Origin of the sequence: Alteribacillus iranensis (assembly GCF_900113025.1) — a bacterium.
GTDB lineage: Bacteria > Bacillota > Bacilli > Bacillales > Marinococcaceae > Alteribacillus_A > Alteribacillus_A iranensis.
Map to the genome: position 1 here is coordinate 612,080 of NZ_FONT01000002.1, position 25,390 is coordinate 637,469.

Annotated in this window: 24 protein-coding genes; all 24 read right to left on the reverse strand. The window is 46.6% G+C overall.

Annotation, left to right across the window (positions count from 1 at the left end; translation table 11 throughout):
• Positions 1–178: 178 nt before the first annotated feature.
• Complete coding sequence (gene mreB / locus BM095_RS06865; RefSeq protein ID WP_091659307.1) at positions 179–1,183, reverse strand: rod shape-determining protein; 1,005 nt, start codon at positions 1,181–1,183, stop codon at positions 179–181.
• A 410-nt stretch (positions 1,184–1,593) separates the two neighbouring features.
• Positions 1,594–1,872, reverse strand: a complete 279-nt coding sequence (gene spoIIID, locus BM095_RS06870; RefSeq protein ID WP_091659309.1) for a sporulation transcriptional regulator SpoIIID — start codon at positions 1,870–1,872, stop codon at positions 1,594–1,596.
• Between the two features lie 191 nt (positions 1,873–2,063).
• Positions 2,064–2,726, reverse strand: a complete 663-nt coding sequence (locus tag BM095_RS06875; RefSeq protein ID WP_407639145.1) for a 3'-5' exonuclease — start codon at positions 2,724–2,726, stop codon at positions 2,064–2,066.
• Positions 2,727–3,626: 900 nt separating this feature from the next.
• Positions 3,627–5,588 carry a DUF294 nucleotidyltransferase-like domain-containing protein gene (locus BM095_RS06880; protein WP_245757833.1) on the reverse strand — a complete coding sequence of 654 codons (1,962 nt, stop codon included), beginning with the start codon at positions 5,586–5,588 and terminating at the stop codon, positions 3,627–3,629.
• Positions 5,551–7,212 carry a sodium:solute symporter family protein gene (locus tag BM095_RS06885; protein ID WP_091659317.1) on the reverse strand — a complete coding sequence of 554 codons (1,662 nt, stop codon included), beginning with the start codon at positions 7,210–7,212 and terminating at the stop codon, positions 5,551–5,553. The genes BM095_RS06880 and BM095_RS06885 overlap by 38 nt, the downstream gene beginning before the upstream one ends.
• Before the next feature lie 35 nt (positions 7,213–7,247).
• On the reverse strand, positions 7,248–7,550 hold the full coding sequence (locus BM095_RS06890; RefSeq protein WP_091659320.1) for a DUF4212 domain-containing protein: 303 nt from the start codon (positions 7,548–7,550) through the stop codon (positions 7,248–7,250).
• Between the two features lie 106 nt (positions 7,551–7,656).
• Positions 7,657–7,914 carry a hypothetical protein gene (locus tag BM095_RS06895; RefSeq protein WP_091659323.1) on the reverse strand — a complete coding sequence of 86 codons (258 nt, stop codon included), beginning with the start codon at positions 7,912–7,914 and terminating at the stop codon, positions 7,657–7,659.
• Positions 7,915–7,942: 28 nt separating this feature from the next.
• Positions 7,943–8,125, reverse strand: a complete 183-nt coding sequence (locus BM095_RS06900) for a hypothetical protein (RefSeq protein WP_091659326.1) — start codon at positions 8,123–8,125, stop codon at positions 7,943–7,945.
• Between the two features lie 1,135 nt (positions 8,126–9,260).
• On the reverse strand, positions 9,261–10,133 hold the full coding sequence (locus BM095_RS06910) for a M23 family metallopeptidase (protein ID WP_091659332.1): 873 nt from the start codon (positions 10,131–10,133) through the stop codon (positions 9,261–9,263).
• 86 nt (positions 10,134–10,219) lie between these two features.
• Complete coding sequence (gene spoIID, locus BM095_RS06915) at positions 10,220–11,227, reverse strand: stage II sporulation protein D (protein ID WP_091659335.1); 1,008 nt, start codon at positions 11,225–11,227, stop codon at positions 10,220–10,222.
• Between the two features lie 155 nt (positions 11,228–11,382).
• Positions 11,383–12,705, reverse strand: a complete 1,323-nt coding sequence (gene murA / locus BM095_RS06920) for a UDP-N-acetylglucosamine 1-carboxyvinyltransferase (protein WP_091659338.1) — start codon at positions 12,703–12,705, stop codon at positions 11,383–11,385.
• A 446-nt stretch (positions 12,706–13,151) separates the two neighbouring features.
• Entirely contained in the window at positions 13,152–13,385 is a 234-nt protein-coding gene (locus tag BM095_RS06925) for a DUF1146 family protein (RefSeq protein WP_091659341.1), read from the reverse strand.
• A 956-nt stretch (positions 13,386–14,341) separates the two neighbouring features.
• A complete protein-coding gene (locus BM095_RS06930; RefSeq protein WP_091659343.1) occupies positions 14,342–14,743 on the reverse strand; it encodes a F0F1 ATP synthase subunit epsilon in 402 nt (133 codons plus the stop codon).
• A 28-nt stretch (positions 14,744–14,771) separates the two neighbouring features.
• Positions 14,772–16,184, reverse strand: coding sequence for a F0F1 ATP synthase subunit beta (gene atpD, locus BM095_RS06935; protein WP_091659346.1), 1,413 nt, complete (start codon positions 16,182–16,184; stop codon positions 14,772–14,774).
• A 37-nt stretch (positions 16,185–16,221) separates the two neighbouring features.
• Positions 16,222–17,082 carry an ATP synthase F1 subunit gamma gene (gene atpG / locus BM095_RS06940; protein ID WP_091659348.1) on the reverse strand — a complete coding sequence of 287 codons (861 nt, stop codon included), beginning with the start codon at positions 17,080–17,082 and terminating at the stop codon, positions 16,222–16,224.
• Between the two features lie 272 nt (positions 17,083–17,354).
• Complete coding sequence (gene atpA / locus BM095_RS06945; RefSeq protein WP_091659351.1) at positions 17,355–18,866, reverse strand: F0F1 ATP synthase subunit alpha; 1,512 nt, start codon at positions 18,864–18,866, stop codon at positions 17,355–17,357.
• Positions 18,867–18,884: 18 nt separating this feature from the next.
• The gene (locus BM095_RS06950) at positions 18,885–19,430 is read right to left on the reverse strand and encodes a F0F1 ATP synthase subunit delta (protein ID WP_091659353.1); all 546 of its coding nucleotides are present in this window, start codon (positions 19,428–19,430) and stop codon (positions 18,885–18,887) included.
• Complete coding sequence (atpF, locus tag BM095_RS06955; RefSeq protein ID WP_091659851.1) at positions 19,427–19,873, reverse strand: F0F1 ATP synthase subunit B; 447 nt, start codon at positions 19,871–19,873, stop codon at positions 19,427–19,429. Before atpF ends, BM095_RS06950 begins: the two co-directional genes overlap by 4 nt.
• A gap of 186 nt (positions 19,874–20,059) precedes the next feature.
• Entirely contained in the window at positions 20,060–20,272 is a 213-nt protein-coding gene (gene atpE / locus BM095_RS06960) for a F0F1 ATP synthase subunit C (protein WP_091659356.1), read from the reverse strand.
• Between the two features lie 95 nt (positions 20,273–20,367).
• On the reverse strand, positions 20,368–21,096 hold the full coding sequence (gene atpB, locus BM095_RS06965) for a F0F1 ATP synthase subunit A (protein WP_091659359.1): 729 nt from the start codon (positions 21,094–21,096) through the stop codon (positions 20,368–20,370).
• Between the two features lie 57 nt (positions 21,097–21,153).
• A complete protein-coding gene (locus tag BM095_RS06970; RefSeq protein ID WP_091659361.1) occupies positions 21,154–21,522 on the reverse strand; it encodes an ATP synthase subunit I in 369 nt (122 codons plus the stop codon).
• A complete protein-coding gene (locus BM095_RS06975) occupies positions 21,519–21,734 on the reverse strand; it encodes an AtpZ/AtpI family protein (RefSeq protein WP_091659364.1) in 216 nt (71 codons plus the stop codon). Before BM095_RS06975 ends, BM095_RS06970 begins: the two co-directional genes overlap by 4 nt.
• 533 nt (positions 21,735–22,267) lie before the next feature.
• The gene (locus BM095_RS06980; RefSeq protein ID WP_091659367.1) at positions 22,268–22,540 is read right to left on the reverse strand and encodes a hypothetical protein; all 273 of its coding nucleotides are present in this window, start codon (positions 22,538–22,540) and stop codon (positions 22,268–22,270) included.
• A 466-nt stretch (positions 22,541–23,006) separates the two neighbouring features.
• Positions 23,007–25,286 carry a S8 family serine peptidase gene (locus BM095_RS06990; protein ID WP_091659373.1) on the reverse strand — a complete coding sequence of 760 codons (2,280 nt, stop codon included), beginning with the start codon at positions 25,284–25,286 and terminating at the stop codon, positions 23,007–23,009.
• Positions 25,287–25,390: the final 104 nt, after the last annotated feature.

The window sequence follows — 25,390 nt, forward strand, 5'->3', positions numbered from 1 at the left end:
GTAGGAAATGATAAAAACGATTCGCCTATGGATAACAAAGGCGATCTGTCCAGCTCCAGGCGCCTTGCGCTTTCCTATCTGTCTAGCTGCAGCGCCTACTCGCTCGAGATCACTTCAGGTCTTTACAGAAGCCGAAAAACTACTTCTGTCAAGGCGCATGTGCTTTTCTTATTACTGGTTACACTTTGATTTTACGATTGGCCATTTTATCCAAGTTTTCTAACAAGATTCCTGTCCCGTTCGCCACACAATGCATCGGATCTTCGGCAATCATGACAGGAACTTTTAGTTCTTCTGCAAGAAGCTGATCCATCCCGCGAAGGAGCGCGCCTCCTCCGGTTAAAATGACACCGCGGTCGATAATGTCAGCTGACAATTCAGGTGGTGTGCGTTCGAGCACATTTTTCGCAGCTTGGACAATGTGATTGACCGACTCGATCAAGGCATCATATATTTCCGTGGACGTAATCGTAATCGTCCGCGGTAGTCCGCTAACCATGTCCCGTCCCCGGATCTCGAGTTCTCTTGCTTCATCGTTCGGTGCGACCGTCGCCACTTCCACTTTCACCGTTTCTGACGTCCGAACACCGACAAGAAGCTTATATTTTTTCTTGATATAATTTAAAATGTCGAGGTCAAATTGGTCACCGGCTGTCTTAATGGAGCTCGCCGTCACGATCGATCCCATCGATAACACAGCAACGTCCGTTGTTCCTCCACCAATGTCGACGACCATGTTTCCGCTAGGCTGAAAGATGTCCATGCCGGCTCCAATAGCTGCGACTTTCGGCTCTTCTTCGATGAATACATTCTTACTTCCGCTTTTCTCGGCCGCTTCAATGATTGCTTTCTGTTCTACGGAAGTAATATTCGTCGGACAGCAAATGAGGATGCGCGGCTTTGACATCATGCTCTTTGCGTTCACTTTTGCTAAAAAATGGCTAAGCATCGCTTCCGTATGGTCAAAATCAGCAATGACTCCATCTTTCATCGGGCGGATCGCCACAATGTTTCCCGGCGTTCGTCCTACCATTTGAAATGCTTCTTCTCCTACTGCTAATACTTGTTTGCTCATTTTATCAATAGCGACGACGGAAGGTTCATCTAATACAATTCCTTGTCCCTTAATATGTATGAGCACGTTCGCTGTACCTAGATCAATGCCAATATCTCTGCCAAACATGCCGGCACTCCCCCTCAAAATATTCATTCCTGCTTCCGATATATGGTGAACGTGTATGTAACTTCTCTCTCATCAATTTCGGCTGCGTCATTAATAACTTTTATACTATTTCCTAAGAAAATCGCTCTATACAGAAATTTCCGCTATTCTCCTAATTAGTCATTTTATCATATTTCAAGAAAAAGCGGAATCACTCTTAGGCGTATTTTGGCGAAACTTGCACGACTTTCTTATCTTGTCACGAAATAGCAAATGTTATGAACGGCAGGAATAAATGACAAGGCTTTTACACAGGAACGCGGCTTTCTCCCCACAGAAGGCTGTCTCAAAAGAACCTCTTCTGCTCTTCTGAAACAGCCTTCTGTGTATGTGATCTTGTTTTCCTAATTCGAATATTCGAAATATATTTCTTACATCGTTGGTTCGGTTTCCACACTTGGTTTCTCACGCTGATACTTTGTCTTCGTCGCTTCTCCCCCTCGAAGGTGGCGAATTGATTTATGGTACTCTAAAATTTCTTTTACTTCACGAGCCAGCTTCGGATTAATATCCGGCAGCCGCTCGGTGAGGTCTTTATGAACGGTGCTTTTTGAAACACCGAATTCCCTGGCAATCGTTCGGACGGTTTTGCGAGTTTCCACTATATACCTCCCCATCTTGATGGTTCGTTCTTTGATGTAGTCGTGCACACCACTCGCCCCCTACTCTATTCTAGGTGATTGGTACAGTTTATTAAGAGGGAGCGGAATATATACCAAAAAGTCAAGTAGGACAAGGGATGAGCTTGTATTCTGTATCACGAAACGTGACAAGTAGCTTTTCTACAGAACAGAGAAAACCCGCTGGTAGAGCAAATGGAATAACCTTCTCGAAAAGAAGGCTACATCATCGTTTTCATTCCATTTTCTTTTCGAAGAATATCGAGAAGGTCGCCGAGGGTGCGTTTCCCACGGTGCTCTAGAATGTGAATCAGTTCGATGAGAAGAGAAGCTGTCGTGCGAGCATCCCCTAAAGCACTGTGGCGTTCGAACATATTTGCTCCAAATTCACGCGCATAATAACTCAAATCCTTCATATCCCACGTAGGGTTCAAATAACCAATCATATCTAACGTATCGATTTGGCTTGGGACATCGAATGCATACTTGTACCGCTGGAGCTCTTTTTTCAACACGAGCAAATCAAATGCGACATAATGCCCGGCCCACACTGTACTCTTTTGCTTTTCGACAAATCGAAAGAAATCTTTAATCGCTTCGAGGGCAGTCGGAGCGCGTTCGACATCTTCCGCATGAATTCCCGTAAGCTCTGTTATTTCCCGGGGAATATTTCTCTCCGGATTCACGTATGTTCGAAATGTTTTATCCGTCAATGTTAACTCTTCTACCTGTACGGCGCCAATTTCGATTAACCGATCCTTTCGACCAACTGCAAATCCCGTCGTTTCTGTGTCAAACACCGTGAAACTTATTTCCCGTAAAGGGGTGTTCAGTGGTGGATGAATATTCAACTGGTATGGGAGTACTCTTTTTTTCCAAAACATCATGGATTGTTAACTCCTTTTCTTGAGAAAAGCGAATACATCCCCGTCACCTGATGCACTCCCTTTTCATCAGATTCACAATAAAAGTAATGGCGGTTCTCTCAGTTTGGAAGCATTGTCGCTTTAGGTGGGGTGCCCTCCCTTTTTGCTTGCGTGACTTTACTGGCGATCCAGTCTCATTATGGGAAGGTTTTGGATGGCTGCGTTACCTCCTACGATTCCTCGGATCCTGTTTGGGAACCTTCTCTCTCGTTCCGTGTCCTCCTGAGCGATACATTCCTCTCTTTCGTCACCTTTCACGCGGCTGCATTACCTACTGATCCATTTCTTCTATCTGAGGGCAAGCTACACTCCGTTGCCTTACCATTTTTCTCTCTCTTTCAGACTCAGGGTTACTTCCCGACTCTTGCGTTACCTCCTATGATTCCTCGCATCCTCTTTGGTCAACTTCTCAACCGGTCCGTGACCTCCTGAGCGATACGTTCCTCTTCTTCGGCATCTTTCACGCGCCTGGTTACCTCCTGTGGCTGCTTCTTCTCTCTAAGGGCAGGTTACAATCCGTTGCCTTACCATACCTCTCGCTCTTCCGGACTCAGGGCACCTTCCCGACGTTTGCGTGACTTCCTACGATTCTTCGCAGCCTCTTTGGTCAACTTCTCACCTGGTCCGTGACCTCCTGAGCGATACGTTCCTCTTCTTCGGCATCTTTCACGCGCCTGCGTTACCTCCTGTGGCTGCTTCTTCTCTCTAAGGGCTGGTTACAATCCGTTGCCTTACCATACCTCTCGCTCTTCCGGACTCAGGGCACCTTCCCGACGTTTGCGTGACTTCATCCGAGTCTCCTTTCCTTTCCGGGCATCTTTTCCATCGCTCCCTGACCGCGTCTCCAGACAAAAAACATCACGTTCGAAGTCCAAAGGCACTGACTGCTTGCGATTGCAAAGTACGAAAGATTTTCATCGCTTGCATGAGTTCTTCTTTATCGCGGGACTTGATTTGAGAGAATTTGATTTCACTGGTGCTCCCTTCTCCTCTTTCGTACCGGCTCCAAGACTGTTCGACCCGAATTTTCAAGGCCACTTCATAGGCGAACCGTAAGTCATCGGCAAATGCTTCGTCGATAACGGATATCTCTTGCAAAGAATCAATTTTTTCTAACGGAGTTCCTCCAAAGATTCCGTGCTTTGCCGCTAAGATTTGAAGCGAGTGATGGAACGGAAACAAGGCGTGTTTTTTTATATCGATGCCTTCTTTTTTTAACCGAAAAATCGCCCGTACGGGGTGATCTAACATAGGAATGGGTGCGTTTTTTTCTTGCTCTGCCGCTCGGTACAAGAAAATGGTGGAGCTCTCCAATTGGGTATGCACCGTTTCTACGAAAGTGTCTCGTACCGACTGATCGCCATAGAGAAAACGGAATGCGAGAAAATTGTGGCCGAGTAAAATGTTTTGATTGGTGGCTCTTAGTCCCCACGTCCGCAGGCGATCTCCCCATTGACTCGTCGATCCGCGCCATGCGCCTTCGCTCGCCATCATATTGCCATCGCATCGTTTATAACCGGCGCGTTCGAGCCAATACACAATTTCATGACCGAGTGCCCGGAAGTACGACTCTGCTTTCTCTCTATCTTCGTCGCTTTCTGGATCTTCAAACACGAGAAAATGGTCTTGATCTGTGAGCATGAATTGTTCGGCGCGTCCTCCGCTTCCCATTAAGAAGAAAGCGTAGCGTACGGGCGGAGGTCCATGTTTTGTTACGACTTCTGTTTCTGCCATTTCCACACAGCGACGAACGAGACGATCATAGAGCTTCGTTATAATTTCCAGTAAATGGAGAGTTGGGATGCGGTCTGAAATCAAGTGGGCTAATACGTCATAAATGGCATGTTTCATTTCTGGAAGTGTGTCGCCGGTGGTTGTTTCTATCTGTTGGAGAATTTCAAAGCGGCCACGGTTCCTTTTTCGAAGCAAATCAGATAACGTCACCATCCCGACAACGCGGTTTTCATTTTCCGGTGTGACGACGGGGAGGTGTTTCACTCCGTTTAATAAGAATCGAGACATCGCTTCGTAATAATAGCTTTGCGTCTGAATGAGATAAGGATGGGACGTCATCACTGCCGAAGCAGTAACATCGCTTCCCGTTCCTGATGACAAGACGCGCTGAACGAGATCTTTTTCGGTTATGATACCCACGATGTTTTGGTCCGTATCTTCTACGACGACCGAGCTGGCATGATGGTCGACCATTTTCGCCGCGACTTCACGAACCGGCGTATTTTCGGATACCGTGACAACAGGAGTATTCATCACATCCTGCACCCGTTGAATAAATGGATCACTTTCTCCCCATTGGTGGGCGAGATGAACTTGTTCAGCGAGAGAAGCATAGATGTCACGAAGCCGCACAGACACTTGGCGAAGCATGTAATCTCTCACTTCTTCTTGATGCCAGCGCGCTTCCATGACGGAGTAAGGAATATGCAGACACACCGATTCTTCCACAGCTTGGACTTCCACGGTGTAAGGATGGTCAAAAGGTGCCGGCTCTCCGAGAAAATCGGCTAAGCTCGAAAAGCCAACAACATCCCCCGCCTCGAGAACTTCTAATACTTCGTGGCTGCTAGATTGGCCATTAATTGCGACATATACTTCGGTCACTCCTTCTAACATTAAAAGCAATCCATTTCGCGGACTGCCTGCATACCATACGTTCTGTGATTGTTTGTAATTCTTTAAGCGGCATTGTTCCATTAAAGCACCAAATTCAGCGGCTGAGACGCCGCTGAAAATGGGATGATTTTGAATCGCCTGTTCATATTTTTTAATTTCCGCTTCCATCGTTGATCCATACCTCTCCATCTTTGTAAGTCATCTGCTCCGGATAGCGTAAATCTGTTACTTCGTCTTGAATATGCTGTGCAGGTGGTGCTGTCATAAGAGAGACGACAATACATGCGAGAAAGTTAAGTGGCACACCGAATAAACCAGCTCCGGTATCGACTATGCCAAATACGGTCACTCCGCTTAATGAGAGGAAAATATAGCCGAGTGTACTGCCGAGTCCGACCAGCATACCAGCAATGGCACCGGCTGAGTTCATCCGTCTCCACCATACTCCCAATACGAGGACCGGGAAGAATGTTCCTCCGGCTAATGCAAACGCCCAAGCTACAATTTGAGTAATGACTCCCGGTGGATCCAATGCCACGACACCAGCAACGATTGTCGCTAAAATCATGACGATTCGTCCGGCTTTCAGGCGTTTCTGGTCAGAAGCTTCCGGGTTAATTAAACGGTAGTAAATGTCGTGTGCGAATGAGGACGAAATCGTTACGAGAAGTCCCCCGGCTGTAGAAAGAGCAGCAGCCATTGCTCCGGCAGCCATTAAGCCGATAACAAAAATACCTAAGTCTGCAATTTCTGGTGTTGCCATTACCACCATATCGGGATTCGCATTAATTTCTGTCCAGTCTAACACGCCATCGCCATCTTGATCGGCGATTTCCAGTAAACCAATATTAAGCCAGTTTTCTGTCCAAGCCGGTAATTGATCAATCGGCTGCCCTGCTACTCTTGTCATGAGAATAAAGCGAGAAAAAGCAGCATAAGCAGGAGCGGAGAAATAAAGGAGACCAATAAACAACAAAGCCCAGGCCCCGCTCCAGCGCGCAGCTTTCATCGTAGACACCGTGAAAAAGCGTACGATAACGTGAGGCAAGGACGCCGCTCCTACCATTAATGTAAACATAAGTGCAATAAACTGACTTTTATCACTTTCTTGAAATGGGGCAAAATATTCTGTCAATCCAAGTTCGCGGTCAATGGCTCCAATTTCATCTACTACAGATCCATACGTGACCCACGGAATCGGGTTTCCGGTCACTTGCAAAGACATAAAGACGATCGGGATAATATAAGCGATAATTAAAATAATATACTGAGCGACCTGGGTCCACGTTACACTTTTCATGCCACCAAGTGTCGCATAAATAGCAATAACAACGACCCCTATCATCGTGCCATACATGGCAGGTATGTTTAAAATTCTTCCAATAACAACTCCCGAACCAGACAATTGTCCGATAATATAAGTAAAACTGATGATAAGAGTCGCTATTGCTGCGATCAGACGAGCTGTGTTATTCACATAACGGTCCCCGATAAATTCTGGTACCGTATAACGGCCGTATTTCCGAAGCTGAGGTGCCAGCAAGAAGGTGAGTAACAAATAACCCCCTGTCCAGCCCATAATGTAAGCAAGCCCGTCGTAACCCATGACCATAACGGTCCCCGCCATTCCGATATAAGAAGCGGCACTCATCCAGTCCCCGCCGATGGCCATTCCGTTCCAAAACGGCGGGACACCGCGGGCAGCAACGTAAAAATCTGAGGTAGCTTTTGCACGGTTGAATATAGAAATACCAATATACAAAGCGAATGTTGCGACAATGAGACCGAGTGACATAAACATTTGTGCATCCATGATTCGTACTCCTCCTATCTACCGCTGTGCGATCGTTACTGCTCGATATTTTTACTGTTACTAATGTTCACACTAATTTTGTCATCAATTCCAAATTTACGATCAATTCGGTCACTGAGAACGGCATTGAGAATTAAACATAAAATAAATATGAGAACAGCCCCTTGGGATCCCATATAATAATGAAGCTCCACGCCGAGAAACTTAAATTGCGAGAAAAACTCTGCGAATGCAACGACTCCGAACGACACGAGAAAGCCTATGATTAAAAAGATAACAATCATTCGTGTTCTGGCACGAAAATAAGCATCTGCTTTTGCCTTTTCTACTTTTTTCATGACATTCACCTCCCGAGGTATTTCAGAACAAGACAAGACGGACGCGACCTTTCCTCTTTCTGTCTTATCACCCCCTTTCAAGAATTGAAATCGCTTTCAATTCTCGTTAAACGGTTTCTTTTGCTGGCCTCGTTTGTGGTGTTTCCACATGGCGACAATCTTTACATAGAATGATCGGCGCTTTTTTCTTCGCAAGAACTATATTTGTCAGTATAATGGCAGGGATAAAGAGAAAAAATATCTTTTCCGCTAACAATCCGATGGCCATCGCTATCACGACAGGAAAAACAGACATAAAAAAAACATAGCGAAGAGAAGACACCATGAGAAGGTTCGTATGATGACATTGTTTGCAACGGTTCACGTGGTTCCCTCCTTTCCTTTTAAGCGGACTATCTCAAATTCAAAATGAGCTGTATTGCGTCCCAAATCGGCATCGGTAGCCTTGCAATTTCGACAAATACATAGACGCCCATGAGAGCGATTGGAAGAGTCAGGAATAACGCCCTTTTCTTTTTCACAGCAGCTACGATACACGCTAACACAACCACCCAAAAGATGATTAACAGTACCATTTTTTTATCCTCCTCGTATGTATAACAGCCACTCTTGTGTGCCATTCTGTTATTCAATTGTTACAATATTTCAATATTTGTTATATCACACATTATTTCAAATATTTAACTGGAGGTCAATAGATACGCATTCTGAAAATCATATACAAATACAACGATCTTGGAGTGGTGGAAGAACTCTTCTCATTCGAGGACCTTTCGAGGCCTTTCCCTCGTTTGCCTAACTCGCTCGCCGCTGCCTGGCTCTTTTTGAAATACTTCTAGTTACTTGCGTGCCCTTCCTGAGGGATTGCCTCTTCGTTAGGGCATCTTCTCGACGGTTGCATGACCTCACAAGATATTGACAGTGCTTTTGGGCACCTTCCCCTTGCTTGCGTTACCTTCCGGAGGGATTGCCTCTTCGTTAGGGTATCTTCCCGGCGGTTGCATGACCTCACAAGATATTGTCAGTGCTTTTGGGCACCTTCCCCTTGCTTGCGTTACCTTCCGGAGGGATTGCCTCTTCGTTAGGGTATCTTCCTCGCGGTTGCATGACCTCACGTGATTTTGTCATTGATTTTGGGCACCTTCCCCTTGCTTGCGTGCCCTTCCTGGGGGATCGTCTTTGTGTTAGGGCATCTTCCCGACGTTTGCGTGACCTTCCTGGAAGATTGCCTCTTCGTTAGGGCATCTTCCTCGCGGTTGCATGACCTCACAAGATATTGACAGTGCTTTTGGGCACCTTCCCGTTGCTTGCGTGACCTTCCGGAGAGATTGCCTCTTCGTTAGGGTATCTTCCTCGCGGTTGCATGACCTCAACCTGATTTTCGACTCCAACATGGGCATCTTTCCCTCGTTGGCCTGACTTCTCTGCTCCACCCAGATTCCGATTGCTTGGATGACCTCCTTGATCGATCCAAAAGGCTTCTGATTCACTTCCCCCCTTCCGCATGGAGGCACCATTATGTGTTACCTGTCTCCGTTCGGGCTCCCGTCCGCGCCGCAACAGAAAAAAACTGTCCAGGATGATCCTGAACAGTGGGGAACATTGATTTATTTCATCATCTCGTCTAAAACAAAATAGCGGTGGGGGTAGCGGTATATACTCAGCGAGATGGATAGAATGTGCGATCAGTGGGGACATCCATGATCGTTTTTATTCTTCTGTTTCTGTATCGTCGTCTTCGCTTGTTTCTTCATCCTCTTCATTATCTGCAAGTGGATCTTCTAGTGGTTGCTCTTCTTCTTGGTCTTCTTCATCAGCGTTGTCCTGGTTGGAGTCTTCTTCTTCATTCGCTTGCTTCTCTTCTTCCTGTTTCTCGTCCTCTTCCTTCTTCTCTAGCTCTTTTAGCTTTTGATGAAAGGCATCTGTCGGATCCATCGGCTCGCCATCTTTGCGGATTTCAAAGTGAGCATGGATGCCAGCGTCGCTGTTGTACTGGTTTCTTCCTGCCATGCCAAGGATCGAACCTTGCGTGATCGTGTCTCCCTCTTCTACGCGCAGATCTTCCAAGCTGCTGTAAGAAGTTACGATATTGTCCTCATGCTTTACTTCTACGACATAACCAAGGATGGAGTCTTTCTCAGCCCGAATCACTTCTCCTGTGACAGCCGCTGCCACTTCAAACGTTTCGCCGTCTTTGCCTGCAATGTCGATTCCTTTGTTTTGGTAATACATATTATTGTAATAAACGAGAGCATCTTGTTGTTCCTCGGCTGCTGCGTCATGATCGTAATAATATCCAATGATATCTACGCTCTCTTCATCTACGACAGGCATTTCCACGGTTTCGTCACCGGACGCAGTTGGCATAGCGTCTTCATTTGCTTCCCAGTCATCGGAGGAACTGTTCCACTCTTCGTCTTGGGATGGCGTTCCTTCTTCTGCCTGGTCCGTCCCCGCAGGACTTTGAATCATAAAATAAGTCCCCAAAATGACGGCTGCTGCACTTAAATAAGCCGCAGGCCAAAACCAGCTCTTCTTTGTAATGCTCCGTTTGGCACTGTGCTGTTTTTCTTCATCTTTCATTGTTATCACCTCAGCACCCATTGTGATCAGATGTGAGGAATTTTATACCTTTTCTTCCAAAAATTTTGTGAGAGGGGCATGTTGCTCTACAGGCGCGGGAAAGAAGAGATGGTTACCCCTTTATAATAATGACTTAAAATGTCTTCATAGCTTTTTCCTTCTTTCGCCATTCCTTCCGCTCCGTACTGACTCATGCCCACACCGTGCCCCCATCCTTTCGTACGAAAGTGAAGCTCTTCCCCTTGGCGCTCTACTTGAAAATCACTCGAATCAAGCTGGAGTTTTTCACGAATTTCTCGTCCATGAAACGTTTTCCCGCCGATTTGAAAAGCAGCCACCCGTCCGCCTTCTGTCCGCTCGGTAATGGTGCCTGCTTCCTGAGACGGAAGAGACACACCAAGAATCCTTTCAACTTCTGTGACCGGAACGCGTTGCACGTTTTCGTAACGGGGCGATTGTTTATCCCAAGGACTTTCTACGCTCTGTAAGTAAGGGACAGGGTTCTGCCAATAGTCTTCAGCATTCTCTGTATAGCCATTGCTCGTTGAAAAAAAGGCGGCAGTGATCGGTTCATCTTGGTACGTTAACACTTGGCCTTTTGTTTCCCGCACGGCTTTTCTTATTTTATCCATTTTCCGCTCGTAGTCGCTTCCCCACTTTTCCTTCAGTTCCTCTTCACTTTGATACACTTGGTGCATGGCCGTATCGGTGACGACCGCTCCATCTGGCAAATTTATATCTGTAGCTGCATGCAATTGCTTGGCTATATAAGTTCTCGCGGTCAGCGCCTGTGCTTTTAATGCCTCCATCTCGAATTCTGCCGGCATTTCCGAGGCTACGACGCCCGCCACGTAATCTTCTAAGCTGACTTCTTCTACCGCTTCATGTTTGCTGCGAAACACCGGAACACTCACACGCTCCTCCTCTTCCGCAGGTGACGTGTCTGTCTCTTCCACGATGTTTCCGCTGTCTGTCTGAGTCTCTTCCGATGCCTTGTCCGTTTCCTCTCCAGCTGGCAGCAATACTAACCCGATCGGTATGAAAAAAAATAAAGCGATGCCGATAATCATTAGAAAGAGATAACGCTTTTTCATATGACTGCTGCCTCCCCCCTCTCTATCACATGTACCTTCTAAGATATGAGAGAAAAAAGGCAGGTATGACTTCACTTTACGGAAAACGAGGAAGTAGTCCTTTTCTATGTTACGAAAAAACCAGACAACGGCATGCGCTGTCTGGCTTATAATTCTTAATTATTTGCAGTCCGAAGTACCGCTACATCTGCGGAAGACTGTTCGTTTTGTTCAGTGTCGGGTACACTGATACGCTCTACCCGAGCGCCAAGGGATTGAAGTTTCTTATGGAAATCAACATACCCGCGATCGAGATGGCGAAGTTCGGTCACTGTCGTTTCTCCTTCTGCCACAAGACCCGCAATAATAAGGGCGGCTCCTGCACGCAAGTCGGAAGCTGAGACCTCCGTCCCTTGGAGGCGAACCGGACCAGTCACGATAGCAGTTCGGCCTTCAATTTTAACATCAGCATTCATCCGTCTAAATTCTTCCACGTGCATGAAACGATTTTCAAAGACGGTCTCGGTAATAATAGAAGTTCCTTTCGCCTGCGTGAGAAGGGCCATGAACTGTGCTTGCATATCTGTCGGGAAACCAGGATGAGGCATCGTTTTAATATCGACCGGACGCAAGATATCAGGCCCGATTACTTTCATGCCGTTATCCTGCTCTTCAATTACAACGCCCATTTCTCTCATTTTTGCTACAAGGGGGCGCAGGTGCTCATGCAAGGCACCTTCTACAAATACGTCTCCACCCGTCATCGCCGCGGCTACCATGAAAGAGCCTGCCTCAATACGGTCCGGTATAATACTATGGACCGCTCCGTGCATTTTCTCTACTCCTTCAATGCGAATCGTTCCTGTACCTGCACCGCGTACTTTCGCACCCATGGCATTTAAATAGTTGGCAAGGTCTACGATTTCCGGCTCTTCAGCTACGTTCTCGAGAACTGTGGTGCCTTCCGCTAACGTAGCCGCCATCATAATATTCTCGGTCGCTCCAACACTTGGAAAATCAAGATAGATGCGAGCTCCTTGCAGACGCTCTTTCACTCTTGCCTCAATATAGCCATTTCCAATCTCCACTTGCGCGCCCATGGCTTCAAACCCTTTTAAGTGTTGGTCGATCGGTCGAGAGCCGATCGCACATCCGCCTGGGAGCGCAATATGGGCGCGCCCTTTTCTAGCAAGCAACGGACCCATAACAAGAAAGGAAGCTCTCATTTTTCGAACATACTCAAACGGAGCCTCTGTTCGTAACGATCCCCGAGAATCGGCAGTAAATACCCCGTCTTCATAACTTACATCTGCATTCATATGAGTCAACACATTTTTCATTGTAAAGACATCAGCTAAAGATGGAACATCATATATCTTACTCGTACCTTCTTCAGCAAGAAGAGAAGCGGCTATGACAGGAAGGACAGCATTTTTTGCACCTTCTACTTTTACACTGCCCTTCAACCGCTTCCCTCCTTTTACTAATATTTTATCCAACGTATTCCCCTCCGCGTCCAATAGTGATCCTATATTTCCAATTAAGCTACATGCAAAAGATCATCTTCCTGACTCGCCGGCAGTGTTTCCGGCAGACAGGGTCGTGTCAATTACTATATACATATTCATTCGTATAAATAGGCGTTCCCGGTCTAGTAGGGAAAGGGCGCCCAATCTGTGTCTTATCGTCTTCGTTCGATGGTGTTCGGCAATCATGGTGCTCTTTTTTCCAACGGCACGTATTCCCTTTGTGTGCGTGTTCCTCGTCAAAAGAAACCAAACGCTACGTCTCTGCCGTCTCTCGGAGGTTGCTAGAAATATGTTCCCGCCTCGTCCCCATGTTAAACCTATAGCCCTTGATCCCGGTTTCTTCTTATTATTCATTTTCACCGGAGAACGTAAAGTCATACATGGAAGAAAAGGGGATTTTTCCGAGAGTGTTGCGGCTATGAAAATAAATAGCGAAGCATCAGCGATACTTTTAAATAATCCATAAAAAAAGAGCTGACGAGGTGAGTGATGGCAATCGTCACGAGGATAATAAAAAGTTTCGCTTTGGGACCATCTGGCCTTCGTAAAAACACATCAAACCGAAATGCTTGAAGGCACCACCATACAATAACCAAAAAAAAGAGATTCACGATGATATGTATTAAAGCTTCCTGTCCATCAGGGTGCATCTTTCAATCTCCTTAGATTACCCCACATTCTGCACATTACGAACATATCTTAGGGTATTTTGTCTTTGTCTAAAAGAGACAATAGGCCTATCTTACGGTCTATTGATATTATTGTAACAAATATTTGCTTCCTTCGTTGTGCGAAAACACCCTTCTTCTTATTTTATACTAAAATTTTCATGTTTTGGGTGTGAAATTGTGAAAAACTTAACGTATTTTTATTGAATGGGTGTGTCGTAAGTGAAGTGGAAATTACTGGGTGTTGAGCGGGTTTGAGAGATATGCTGGCTCGATCTCTTATATTGCTCCATATGCTATCTTAGTTAAGTCCGATGAGATTTTGGTCATGCTGTCCATCTTTGCGTGACTTCCTTGCTTCTCGTGAGTAAAGGAGGGCATGTTTCCAATGATTGCGTTACCCTCGAATGCCTTTCTCGAATGCTACGGGCACCATCCCGATCCTTGCCTTCCCTCTTAACAGTCAGGTCTTTCCCTCAGGGCACCTTTCTCGCTCTTGCGTTACCTCTCTTGAGCTTTCTGCTTCTATTAGGGCAACTTCCGGTTCGTTGCGTTACCCTCGAATGCCTTTCTCGAATGCTACGGGCACCATCCCGATCCTTTGCCTTCCCTCTCAACAGTCAAGTCTTTCCCTCAGGGCTCCTTTCTCGCTCTTGCGTTACCTCTCTTGAGCTTTCTGCTTCCATTCGGACAACTTCCCAATCTTTGCGTTACCCTCAACTGCTATTCTCTCCTGCTACGGACACCATCCCAATCCTTGCCTTCTCCTGTCGTGTCCCTTGGTACATTCGCCAGCGGTACTGGGGGACTGTAAGCCGAGGCCATCTCACCGCTCCACCCTATTAGCGTCCCATGACTTCTTCGCTGCGCTTCTCACCAAAAAAGAGCTATCCTAAGGACTCTCTCCTCAGAATAGCTCTTATTTATCGCAAACCCGCTTAATTCTTAGCGACCTTCAATCGCGTATTCGCTCGTCGTAAGGCAAGCTGGGCCCGTTTAAAATCTATATCATCCTGTTTGGCACGCTGGAGTCTTTCTTCGGCACGCCGTTTTGCTTCCTGCGCGCGTTCTACGTCGATATCTTCCGGTTTTTCCGCCGCTTCGGCAAGAATGGTTACTCGGTCAGGACGAACCTCTACGAAACCTCCGCTAACAGCAAGAATATCTGTAGCAGATCCTTTCTTCAAGCGAACCGATTCTACCGAAAGTGGTGCCACGAGCGGAATGTGACCTGGGAGAATCCCAAGCTCCCCGCTCTGAGCACGGACACTGACCATGTCGACGTCCCCATCAAACACGGTGCCATCAGGAGTGACTACATTGACATTCATTGTCGGCATGATACATCCTCCTTAACAGCATTCCGTCTTAGGACATTTGTTTTGCATTTTCTAGCACGTCTTCAATCGGACCTACCAGGCGGAATGCATCCTCTGGTATATCGTCATGTTTACCTTCCAAGATCTCTTGGAATCCACGGATGGTGTCTTTGATCGCAACATAGGAACCTTTTTGTCCCGTAAACTGTTCTGCCACGTGGAAGTTCTGAGACAGGAAGAACTGGATACGGCGTGCACGGTGTACAACAAGCTTGTCATCTTCTGAAAGCTCGTCCATACCGAGGATCGCAATGATATCCTGAAGCTCATTGTACTTCTGCAATGTTTCCTGAACGCGGCGTGCTACGTTGTAGTGTTCTTCTCCTACAATTTCTGGAGAAAGAGCTCGTGACGTGGACGCGAGAGGATCCACCGCTGGGTAAATACCCATCTCGGATAGTTTACGCTCCAAGTTCGTTGTTGCATCTAAGTGGGCGAATGTTGTAGCCGGTGCCGGGTCGGTATAGTCGTCGGCAGGTACATAAATCGCTTGGATCGATGTAACGGAACCTGTTTTTGTAGAAGTGATACGCTCTTGAAGCTGACCCATTTCTGTTGCCAATGTTGGCTGGTAACCAACCGCAGACGGCATACGTCCGAGCAATGCGGATACCTCAGAACCTGCTTGGGTAAAACGATAAATGTTATCGATAAAGAGAAGCACGTCCTGTCCACCTACATCACGGAAGTGTTCCGCAATGGTCAAGCCAGTCAAGGCAACACGCATACGGGCACCAGGCGGCTCGTTCATCTGACCGAATACCATCGCTGTTTTGTTAATAACTCCGGAATCAGTCATTTCAAAATAAAGGTCGTTCCCTTCACGGGTACGCTCTCCAACACCGGCGAATACAGAAATACCACCGTGCTCTTGAGCGATGTTGTTGATAAGCTCCTGAATCAATACCGTCTTACCAACACCCGCACCTCCAAACAGGCCGATCTTACCACCTTTTACGTATGGAGCAAGCAAGTCAACTACTTTAATACCGGTTTCCAAAATTTCTGTTTGTGTAGAAAGTTCTTCAAAGGCAGGCGGCTCCCGGTGAATCGGGTCACGCTGCACTTCCGGTCCAATCTTTTCATCTAAGTCAATGGTTTCTCCGAGTACGTTAAATACTCTTCCTAGTGTCGCTTCACCTACAGGTACAGAAATCGCCTTTCCCGCGTCTACCGCTTCCGTTCCGCGGACAAGTCCGTCTGTAGAACCCATGGCAACCGTACGAACTGTATCGTTTCCTAAGTGGAGTGCTACTTCAAGGGTTACCTCAACATCGGCTTCCCCTTCCTTTTTCGCTTTTTGAGAAACGGTAAGCGCGTTGTTCAGTTCTGGCAGCTGTCCATCTGGGAATGCGACGTCCACGACAGGACCCATAACCTGTGTAATGCGTCCATTGCTCATGCTTTTCCCTCCTCATTCAATCATCACAAAAACTCATTTATTCTAACGCTGCTGCGCCACCAACAATCTCACTGATTTCTTGGGTGATAGCAGCTTGTCTTGCACGGTTGTATGAAAGTGTCAAATCATCGATCAGTCCATCGGCATTGTCCGTTGCGGCACTCATTGCTGTCATACGTGCAGCAAATTCACTAGCTTTCGCATCTAACAACGCACCATAAATCAAGCTCTCTGCATATTGAGGAAGCAACTGTTCTAAAATTGCTTCCGCAGACGGCTCGTATTCATAGGACTGTTTTACATTGTTCTCCTCCGCTAGTTCGGTAAGCGGAAGAAGTTGTGTTTCCGTAACGTCCTGTTGGATCGGGCTGACAAAGTGGTTATACCAAATATACAGCCGGTCCACTTCTTCCTCTGCGAACAAATCAACGGCCTGGCGTGTTACTTCTTTTATGTCAGTAAAAGACGGCTGATCCGGTAAGCCTGTAATTTCGCCTAAGATCGGGATATTTCGCTTTTTGAGGAGATCACGTCCGATTCGTCCTAAAACGAGTACTCCGTATTCATCGGTGGAATTATGGCGCTCTTCTACTTGATTCATAAAGTCACGCAGCAAGTTGGCATTATACCCGCCGGCCAGACCACTGTCGGAAAAAATCATGACATATGCTGTTTTTTTCACGGGACGTTCTTCAAGCATTGGGTGCGATGCATCTGTATTACTAGAAGCAATACTTGCAACGACGTCACGGATTTTCTCTGTGTAAGGTTCATACGATTGCGCATTGCTTTGGGCTCGGTTCAATTTAGAAGCCGACACCATTTCCATCGCTTTCGTAATCTGCTTCGTCTTTTTTGTCGAGGTAATCCGTGTTTTAATCTCACGTAATGAAGCCATCTGTTTCACCACCTTTTCCGTTCGGTGCGAAGGTTAGGGCTGTCCCATAAATCATAATAGCACCTTCTAAATACAGCAAGTGTGGTTGAAATGCACTTCGCTTTCCGCGGGCAACGCTTCAGCTTCCTCGTGAGCAAAGCCCGCTCACTGCGGGATCTTCAGCTGTTGCTTTTCCCGCAGGAGTCTACGTGCTTTTCAACTCCTCTAGGCCTATAATTCTTCATACTTTAGATTATATGACTTTCTTGGGACAGCTCCTTATTTAACACGTATTATTTAGAAGGGTTGAATGTTTTCTTGAAGCTTTCGATTGCGCTGTTAAAGTCTTCTGCTTCTGGCAGCTGACCAGTTTCACGGATACCGTTTAAGAGATCCTTATGGTTGGAGTCGAGGTAAGCAAAGAGCTCTGACTCAAAACGCTGTATATCTTCCACAGGGATATCGTCAAGGAATCCTTTCGTCAACGCATAGATGATTGCTACTTGCTTTTCAACAGCGAGCGGCTGGTGAAGTCCTTGCTTGAGTACTTCAACAGTACGTTCACCACGGCTTAATTTTGCCTGGGTTGATTTATCAAGATCCGATCCAAACTGGGCAAATGCTTCGAGTTCACGGAACGATGCAAGGTCAAGACGCAACGTACCGGAAACTTTCTTCATCGCTTTGATCTGTGCGGAACCACCAACACGGGATACGGAGATACCAGGGTTTACCGCTGGCCTTACCCCGGAGTGGAAAAGATCCGCCTGCAAGAAGATTTGTCCGTCTGTAATCGAGATAACGTTCGTCGGAATGTAGGCCCCTACGTCCCCTGCTTGTGTTTCGATAAAAGGAAGAGCTGTCAGGGAACCTGCTCCTAATTCGTCACTCAGTTTCGCAGAGCGTTCCAAGAGGCGGGAGTGCAAGTAGAACACGTCACCCGGGAATGCTTCACGGCCTGGCGGACGGCGGAGCAAGAGGGAAAGTTCACGATAAGCGGCAGCTTGCTTTGTTAAGTCGTCATAGACTACAAGCACGTGCTTGCCGTTGTACATGAATTCTTCACCCATCGAAACACCTGCGTATGGAGCAAGATAAAGTAGTGGAGCAGGGTCAGATGCACCTGCGTTTACTACGATTGTATAATCGAGTGCTCCTTCTTGACGGAGTGTTTCCACAAGTCCGGCTACGGTAGATTCTTTCTGACCGATCGCCACGTAAATACAAATGATGTCTTCGTCTTTTTGGTTCAAAATAGTATCAATCGCGATTGATGTCTTACCGATCTGACGGTCACCGATGATCAACTCACGCTGTCCGCGTCCGATTGGAATCATGGAGTCAATCGCTTTAATACCAGTCTGAAGTGGTTCATGTACTGATTTACGATCCATTACACCTGGTGCTGGACTTTCGATTGGACGAGTTTTTGTTGTTTCAAGCGGCCCTTTTCCATCGATTGTCTGACCAAGCGGGTTCACAACGCGGCCAAGAAGTTCTTCACCTACTGGAACTTCCATGATGCGGCCTGTACGTTTTACTTCGTCACCTTCACGGATGTCGTCGTATGGACCAAGAATAACAATACCTACGTTATTTTCTTCCAGGTTTTGAGCCATTCCCATAACCCCGTTCGAGAACTCAAGCAGTTCCCCTGCCATGACATTCTCGAGGCCATGAGCACGTGCGATACCGTCACCGTTTTGGATAACAGTACCAACTTCATTAGCTGTGACATCAGCCTGGAAATTTTCGATCTGCTGTTTTATGAGAGAGCTAATCTCATCAGGTTTGATGCTGCTCATTTCGTTCACCCCTATCTTCTATCGTTTCCCGGGGACAAGCTCGCGTTCTAGACGGTTAAGCTGCCCTTTTACACTGCCATCGAAAATAGTATCTCCAATTTGTATCTTCATCCCGCCAATAATGCTCGGGTCGATTTCATTGGTAATATGCAATGTATCTTTCCCTAATTTCTTAGAGAATGTAGTGGAAATCATGGTTTCTTCTTCGGAAGTAAGCGGCTTTACTGTGTAGACCACCGCGTTAGCGACTTTGCGCTCTTCTTCCAACAGCTCCTGGAACTTATCAACGATATAAGTGATCGCATCCATGCGCTGTTTTTTCAAAAGGAGCTTAAGCAAGTTCCCCATCGGAACACTTAAACCCGTAAAGCTTTCTTCAATCAGCTGTTGCTTTTGATCGGAAGAAACTTTCGGATGCTGAAGAAGCTTTTGAAGTGTATCATTCTCTTGAAACACTTGTTTTACTACTTTCAGCTCCGCACTGATGTCATCAAGAATATTTTGCTCTTTGGCTAAATCAAAGAGTGCAACGGCGTAACGGTTAGCTGCTGCGATACTGCTCATAGCCGCTCTCCTGCCTCTTTAACATACTCTTCGATCAGTTGTTCTTGCTGCTTTTCGTCTAATTCTTTTTCGATGATCTTCGTTGCAATCATCACGGAAAGAGAACCAACTTGTTCGCGCAATTCCGCAACCGCTTGTTCTTTCTCACGAGAAATCTCCGCAAGGGCGCTTTCTTTCACACGCTCTGCTTCGCGACGGGATTGTGCAATGATTTCTTCCCCTTGTACTTCACTTGTCTTTTTCGCCGTTTCAATGATAGATTGCGCTTCTTGACGAGCTTTTTCTACTTCTTTCTTCTGTTCTTCTAAATATTTCTCCGCTTCTTTGCGGCTATTTTCAGCTGTTTCAATTTCAGAGGCTACGTGTTCTTCACGCTCTTTCATCATGTTCATCATTGGACCCCATGCGAATTTACGCAATAAGAGTAGCAAGATAAGGAACATCACAAGCGAGAATATCGTGTCACCCCAAGTAATTGTCTCTGGCACGTCCTTCACTCCTTTCGGAAGTCATACAAAAGGAATGGCGAAGCTTGGTTTTTCAGACTCCGCCACTTCATCACCTGCTCAAACAGACGGCGAATTGGCCTGACAGCCCCACCTGTCTCATTTGAACACCTTACTAACTTACTATTGACCCATTACGATAAATGCAATAACGACCGCGATGATTGGAAGTGCCTCAACAAGAGCGACACCAATGAACATGATAGTTTGAAGAGTACTTCTCAATTCAGGCTGACGAGATACCCCTTCAACCGTACCTTTTACAATCAATGCGTTACCAATACCTGCACCAAGTGCCGCGAGTCCTACTGCAATTGCAGCTGCTAAAGCTCCCATAATGAAAATCCTCCTTCATGAATTTAAAAAATGTTTTTTATTTATGGACGGGGCTGTTCCCTTTTCGGTCACAGTCCGTGTGTTCCCTCAATTCATCAGTGCTCGTCCATGACTTTATGAGACATATAAACCATAGTGAGCATCAAGAAAATAAATGCCTGGATGACCCCGATAAACATACCAAATGCCTGCCACGCGATCATTGGTACACCTGCCGCTAAGAAACCGAGCACGCTCGCACCCCCGGCACTAGCGAGAAGTGTCAGCAAGATTTCCTTCGCATACAAGTTACCAAACAAACGCATTCCAAGCGTTAAGGTGTTGGCAAACTCCTCAATAATATTTAAAGGAAGTAAAAACGGCATCGGACGGATATAGTCTTTCCCATATTCTTTTAACCCTTTCATCTTTATCCCATAAAAATGAGTTAAAACAACGACCATAACCGCAAACGTCATCGTAATAACGGGATCGGCAGTCGGTGATTTCCACCATACCGTGTGGGTTTCCGCCGTAACAATCATAAACGGAAGACCAATCAGGTTAGAGATTAAAATTAATAGAAAGATCGTGATCCCAAGGCCAAAAAATCGTTCCCCTGTCTTCCAATCCATCGTGCTTGTAATTGTGTTTTTGATAAAGTCAATCAACCATTCAAACACATTCTGCATGCCGCTGGGTTTCATTTTCAGATTTCTGGCGCTGAAAAAACCGATACAAAAGACAATGATTGCAGAAATCGTCAGCATTAGAATATTGGACAGGTTCACATGCAGTCCGGGAATCCCAAACACGTCATAAACAATCGGCAAATGATGGTCCATAACAAATTCACCCCTTTGCTTAGTTAGAGTTGTTATTGCCGGACTCGCCTTTTCTCTTTATCCACGTTTAATTTGCATTAAAGAGTGGAATAAAATGATCACGTAAGGAGTCATGACTCCACCTGCAAGTCCCGCAATACGAAACACTTCCGGAAAGCGGATAAATAGAAGCGCTGCCACTGCTCCTGCCGCGAGCCGCGACACCATTCCAAAAGTAAAAGCCGCCTTCTGCTGCTCTGCTGCTTCACCAGTCTTTTTCACATCCCGGTACATACTCCATAAGTTAAAAAGACCGATGACCGATCCGACCCCGAGGCTTAAAAACCAATCCTCGTAAGGGGTGAATCCAAAGCCTAGCACATATAAGGCCATAACAAACAACGTGAACTGAACGTACTCTTTGATGTTTTCCCCGAACGTCTTCATTCCTGATCGTCTCCTACTTCTCTTAACAGACGGACTAGTCCGTACACTCCGGCCCCAAGTCCAGCTAAGAGACCTACAATCAAAAATAAAGGTTCGGTTCCTGCCTTGCCGTCCAGCCACTTTCCGCCGAAGAGGCCTATTAAAAGCGGGCCTACCAGATAAGATAAAATGGCAGAGGTTAAAGCCATCGTCTGAAACGGCTTCTTTGCCATGCCGGCTTGCCCCCATCCGCAATTTTTAGATGAAGCACGCAGAGGACACAATATCTATTGATGTCTTCTAGTAAGCCTTCCGCTGACATGCTTCGGCACCGTTTTACACTGATCGGTGTGATGAGTATGTACAATCCCTCACATACCCTTTGTAATCGTACAATAGACGTCCCCTTATGTCAATCCGCCGAGAGAGAAAAATTCACTGATGTAGCAAGGGTTTGAGACGATTCAAATTTTGACTATTACGTGACAATTCTTTTTTATCATGATTTGTTATGACACAGAACGACAACAGATGATGAAAGCGGTCTTATTTTCTTTTGGATTGGGTGTTCCTATTCATAGGATTTTTATATTCTATAAGATGTATTCTTTCTTGGATGATTGGTATTGTGATTTTAACCAGATGGTCGGCTATCGTTGAAAAGGAGGAGCGACGAGGCACAAACGTCATGCATAGCAGGCTGTCAGCCCTATGCAGCTTGAAGAAATTGATGTTGATGTTGCCTGACCTCGCAGATGGATCCTCTTCATTTTGGGCATCTTTCTCTCCCTTCCCTGACCTCGCTCCTTGTCTCCGCTCCTTTTTGGGCACCTTTCTCCTCCTTCCCTGACCTCTCTGCTCGGCCCCGCCTCTTTTTGGGCATCTTTCTCCTCTTTGCCTTACCCTGTTGCTGATTCACGCCTCTTCTTGGGCACCTTTCTCTCCCTTCCCTGACCTCTCTGCTCAGCCTCGCTTCTCTTTGGGCATCTTTACTCTCCTTCCCTGACCTCTCTGCTCGGCCCAGCTTCTTTTTGGGCATCTTTACTCCCCTTCCCTGACCTCCCTGCTCTGCCCCGCTTCTTTTTGGGCACCTTTCTCTCCCTTCCCTGACCTCGATGCTCGTCCCCACTTCTCTTTGGGCACCTTTCTCTCCCTTCCCTGACCTCCCTCCTCAGTCTCACTCCTCTTTGGGCATCTTTCTCTCCCTTCCCTGACCTCCCTCCTCAGTCTCACTCCTCTTTGGGCATCTTTCTCTCCCTTCCCTGACCTCCCTCCTCAGTCTCACTCCTCTTTGGGCATCTTTCTCTCCCTTCCCTGACCTCCCTCCTCAGTCTCACTCCTCTTTGGGCATCTTTCTCTTCTTTGCCTTACCCCACTCCTGAATCACGCTTCTTCTTGGGCACCTTTCCCCTCCTTCCCTGCTTCTCCCCTTAAGCATTTGCTTTCGAGACACGCTTCACCAAAAAACCAGCGAGGTATTTGTTCCCCGCTGGTCCACTCTCTCCTTATTGTTCGTTTTCATTTAACCGAGTATCCTCGAATGAAATGATGGTTTCGAAGGTGTCTTCTTTATCCCCTGCCCGGGCATAGACGACGACACGGTACCGTCCTTCCGGCACAGGCAAATGTTTTTTGCTGATTTTCTTTTCATACAGCCCTGGTTTTACATTTGTTGATTTATCTAATACCCCAAGGTACGCATACGTATCCGGGTCGTACAAAGCAATCTCCACTTCTTCCGCTCCACCAGGCATATAAATTTCATATTGATACCCGGACGACTCTTCATGAAGCATCGGCTGTAAATCAAACGCTCCGATTCGCGGATAATCGGGCTCATTGATAAATAACAAATAAGGAAGATGAATGTCCTCGTTTCCCCCGCTTACTATCAGCGAACCATATAACGAGTCATAATCGACCGCTCCAGGTTCTACTTCCATCTCGACCGTTACCTTTTTTTTCTCTCCCGGTCCGACTCGTATTTTTGAAGGGATGTTCCATTGTAAGCCAAGCATATCGACATTGTCATTTTCAATTCGGTACGTCTTTGTTTCGTCTGAATGATTTTCAATGACGATTTCTTTCTGATGTGCTTTTTCTTTGCGATGAAGCTGCCATACACCAAAGGACAAGGCGCCCGGATACACCAACGTATCGGTACGAAGGGCTTTTTCCAAGTCTACCCTTCCAGCTCCTTGAACAAATGGCGGGTACGTGTGGTTATCTTTATCTGTTAATGATACCGCAGTGTTCATTAAAGCTGCTTTTATTTGTTCCGGTCCCCATTCCGGGCGGGCTTGCTTGACAAGTGCTGCCGCTCCGGCAATGTGAGGAGCCGCCATACTTGTCCCGTTTAACGCTAAATACCCATGGGGCACTGTACTGTCAATATCAACTCCCGGTGCTACAATATCCGGCTTAATCTCCCACGAACGAGTGACCGGTCCTCTCGAGCTGAAGAACGCCATATGATCGGTTTCTTCTTTTAAAATAGTACGTAAAATGGCGTAGGTGCTCGGATCTTTCTTTTCCTCAATCGCTTGTTGAAGTGTTTCCCCGTGTTCCCGATTAATGGTTACGGCAGGAATAGGCTGCGGCTCCTCCACTCTGGCTGAAAATTCACCAGCGACATTGTTATAAATTAATACAGCTGCCGCTCCCGCTCTTCTGGCGTTCACAATTTTCCGTACTAACGGAATGCCGCCGCGTTCGATTAACACTGCTTTTCCATTTGCCATCTCTAGATCTTCTTCTAATCCAAGTCCGCCATTTACTAAAGGAAGATCTCTCTGGAACTGCCACGGAACCGTTCCTTGTATCGGTTTCATGCCTACCGATAGTTCCGGCTGGCCAAACAGTGTTAACACCGGCATGCGTAACGGAGGAATAGAAGCCCCCACTGATATCGCTTTCTCTGCCGTTCCGGGGGATCCGACGCTCCACATCGAAGGACCACTGTTACCATTCGACGTAACCGCGACAATACCAGCGTCTACTGCTTTATCGAGAGCTTTGCTCGTCGGCCAGTCTGGACCATTTATAGGACTCCCAAGCGATAAATTTAACACGTCCACTTCATCTTCAATGGCACGTTCAATGGATGCTAAAATTTGCTCCGTTGATCCTTGCCCCGCCGGACCTAGCGCCCGATACATATATATATCCGCGTCCGGGGCTACTCCGCGAGCAGATCCGTTGGCGGCAATAATACCGGCAACGTGGGTTCCATGAAAGGTCCCTTGTCCCCCGCGAATGATTGTTCCTTCTAACGGATCGTCATCGCGGTCTACAAAATCATAGCCGCCTTTATAATTTCGCGCTAAATCAGGATGATTGTAATCAATCCCTGTATCAATAATTCCGATTTTTATTCCTTTTCCCGTTAAATGGGCGCCATTTTCATCCAACTTATGACGAATCGACTCTGCTCCGATGAATGGTACACTGTCTTTCAACGTCGATTGATAGGATACCGAGCGATCTGCGCGTTGTACTCCTTCTATAGTGGAAAGAGCACCAAGTGAATGATCGTTTACTCGAACAGCCAAACCATGAAAGATATGCTCATACGTTCGCACAATATCCATATCCGGAAATTTATCTTGAAGACGTTCTCGCACCATTTGTACATCCGCTTCCGGGTCCAGCGTAATGATCGCTGTTTCCCTGGAAGGTTCTTCAGCGGCTTGCACAAAACCGGTACACCCTAGCTGTATGCTTATCATAAACGAAAGGAGAATGAGCCAAAAACGCTTATGCTTGTCACCTTTCCATTTCTCCATGTTTTCTCCTCCTGCCACATGCTTCTCGTTCTATTTTCATTAGCTTGCAGCAAAAGGAAAAAAATATGACTGAGAATAGCTGGCAGACAAAAAAAGACGAGATG

Excerpts from the sequence above, each read along its gene's own strand:
- atpG (WP_091659348.1), bottom strand. The coding sequence starts at position 17,082 with ATGGCTTCATTACGTGAGATTAAAACACGGATTACCTCGACAAAAAAG.
- BM095_RS06990 (WP_091659373.1), bottom strand. The coding sequence starts at position 25,286 with ATGGAGAAATGGAAAGGTGACAAGCATAAGCGTTTTTGGCTCATTCTC.
- BM095_RS06930 (WP_091659343.1), bottom strand. The coding sequence starts at position 14,743 with ATGCCGACAATGAATGTCAATGTAGTCACTCCTGATGGCACCGTGTTT.
- BM095_RS06880 (WP_245757833.1), bottom strand. The coding sequence starts at position 5,588 with ATGGAGAGGTATGGATCAACGATGGAAGCGGAAATTAAAAAATATGAA.
- BM095_RS06950 (WP_091659353.1), bottom strand. The coding sequence starts at position 19,430 with ATGAGCAGTATCGCAGCAGCTAACCGTTACGCCGTTGCACTCTTTGAT.
- mreB (WP_091659307.1), bottom strand. The coding sequence starts at position 1,183 with ATGTTTGGCAGAGATATTGGCATTGATCTAGGTACAGCGAACGTGCTC.
- BM095_RS06925 (WP_091659341.1), bottom strand. The coding sequence starts at position 13,385 with ATGCACCCTGATGGACAGGAAGCTTTAATACATATCATCGTGAATCTC.
- BM095_RS06875 (WP_407639145.1), bottom strand. The coding sequence starts at position 2,726 with ATGTTTTGGAAAAAAAGAGTACTCCCATACCAGTTGAATATTCATCCA.
- spoIID (WP_091659335.1), bottom strand. The coding sequence starts at position 11,227 with ATGAAAAAGCGTTATCTCTTTCTAATGATTATCGGCATCGCTTTATTT.
- BM095_RS06970 (WP_091659361.1), bottom strand. The coding sequence starts at position 21,522 with ATGAAGACGTTCGGGGAAAACATCAAAGAGTACGTTCAGTTCACGTTG.
- BM095_RS06910 (WP_091659332.1), bottom strand. The coding sequence starts at position 10,133 with ATGAAAGATGAAGAAAAACAGCACAGTGCCAAACGGAGCATTACAAAG.
- atpF (WP_091659851.1), bottom strand. The coding sequence starts at position 19,873 with ATGTTCCTTATCTTGCTACTCTTATTGCGTAAATTCGCATGGGGTCCA.
- atpB (WP_091659359.1), bottom strand. The coding sequence starts at position 21,096 with ATGGACCATCATTTGCCGATTGTTTATGACGTGTTTGGGATTCCCGGA.
- BM095_RS06890 (WP_091659320.1), bottom strand. The coding sequence starts at position 7,550 with ATGAAAAAAGTAGAAAAGGCAAAAGCAGATGCTTATTTTCGTGCCAGA.
- atpD (WP_091659346.1), bottom strand. The coding sequence starts at position 16,184 with ATGAGCAATGGACGCATTACACAGGTTATGGGTCCTGTCGTGGACGTC.
- BM095_RS06980 (WP_091659367.1), bottom strand. The coding sequence starts at position 22,540 with ATGCCCAAAAAGAAGCTGGGCCGAGCAGAGAGGTCAGGGAAGGAGAGT.
- BM095_RS06885 (WP_091659317.1), bottom strand. The coding sequence starts at position 7,212 with ATGGATGCACAAATGTTTATGTCACTCGGTCTCATTGTCGCAACATTC.
- BM095_RS06900 (WP_091659326.1), bottom strand. The coding sequence starts at position 8,125 with ATGGTACTGTTAATCATCTTTTGGGTGGTTGTGTTAGCGTGTATCGTA.
- BM095_RS06975 (WP_091659364.1), bottom strand. The coding sequence starts at position 21,734 with ATGGCAAAGAAGCCGTTTCAGACGATGGCTTTAACCTCTGCCATTTTA.
- atpE (WP_091659356.1), bottom strand. The coding sequence starts at position 20,272 with ATGGGAGCTTTAGCAGCTGCAATTGCAGTAGGACTCGCGGCACTTGGT.
- atpA (WP_091659351.1), bottom strand. The coding sequence starts at position 18,866 with ATGAGCAGCATCAAACCTGATGAGATTAGCTCTCTCATAAAACAGCAG.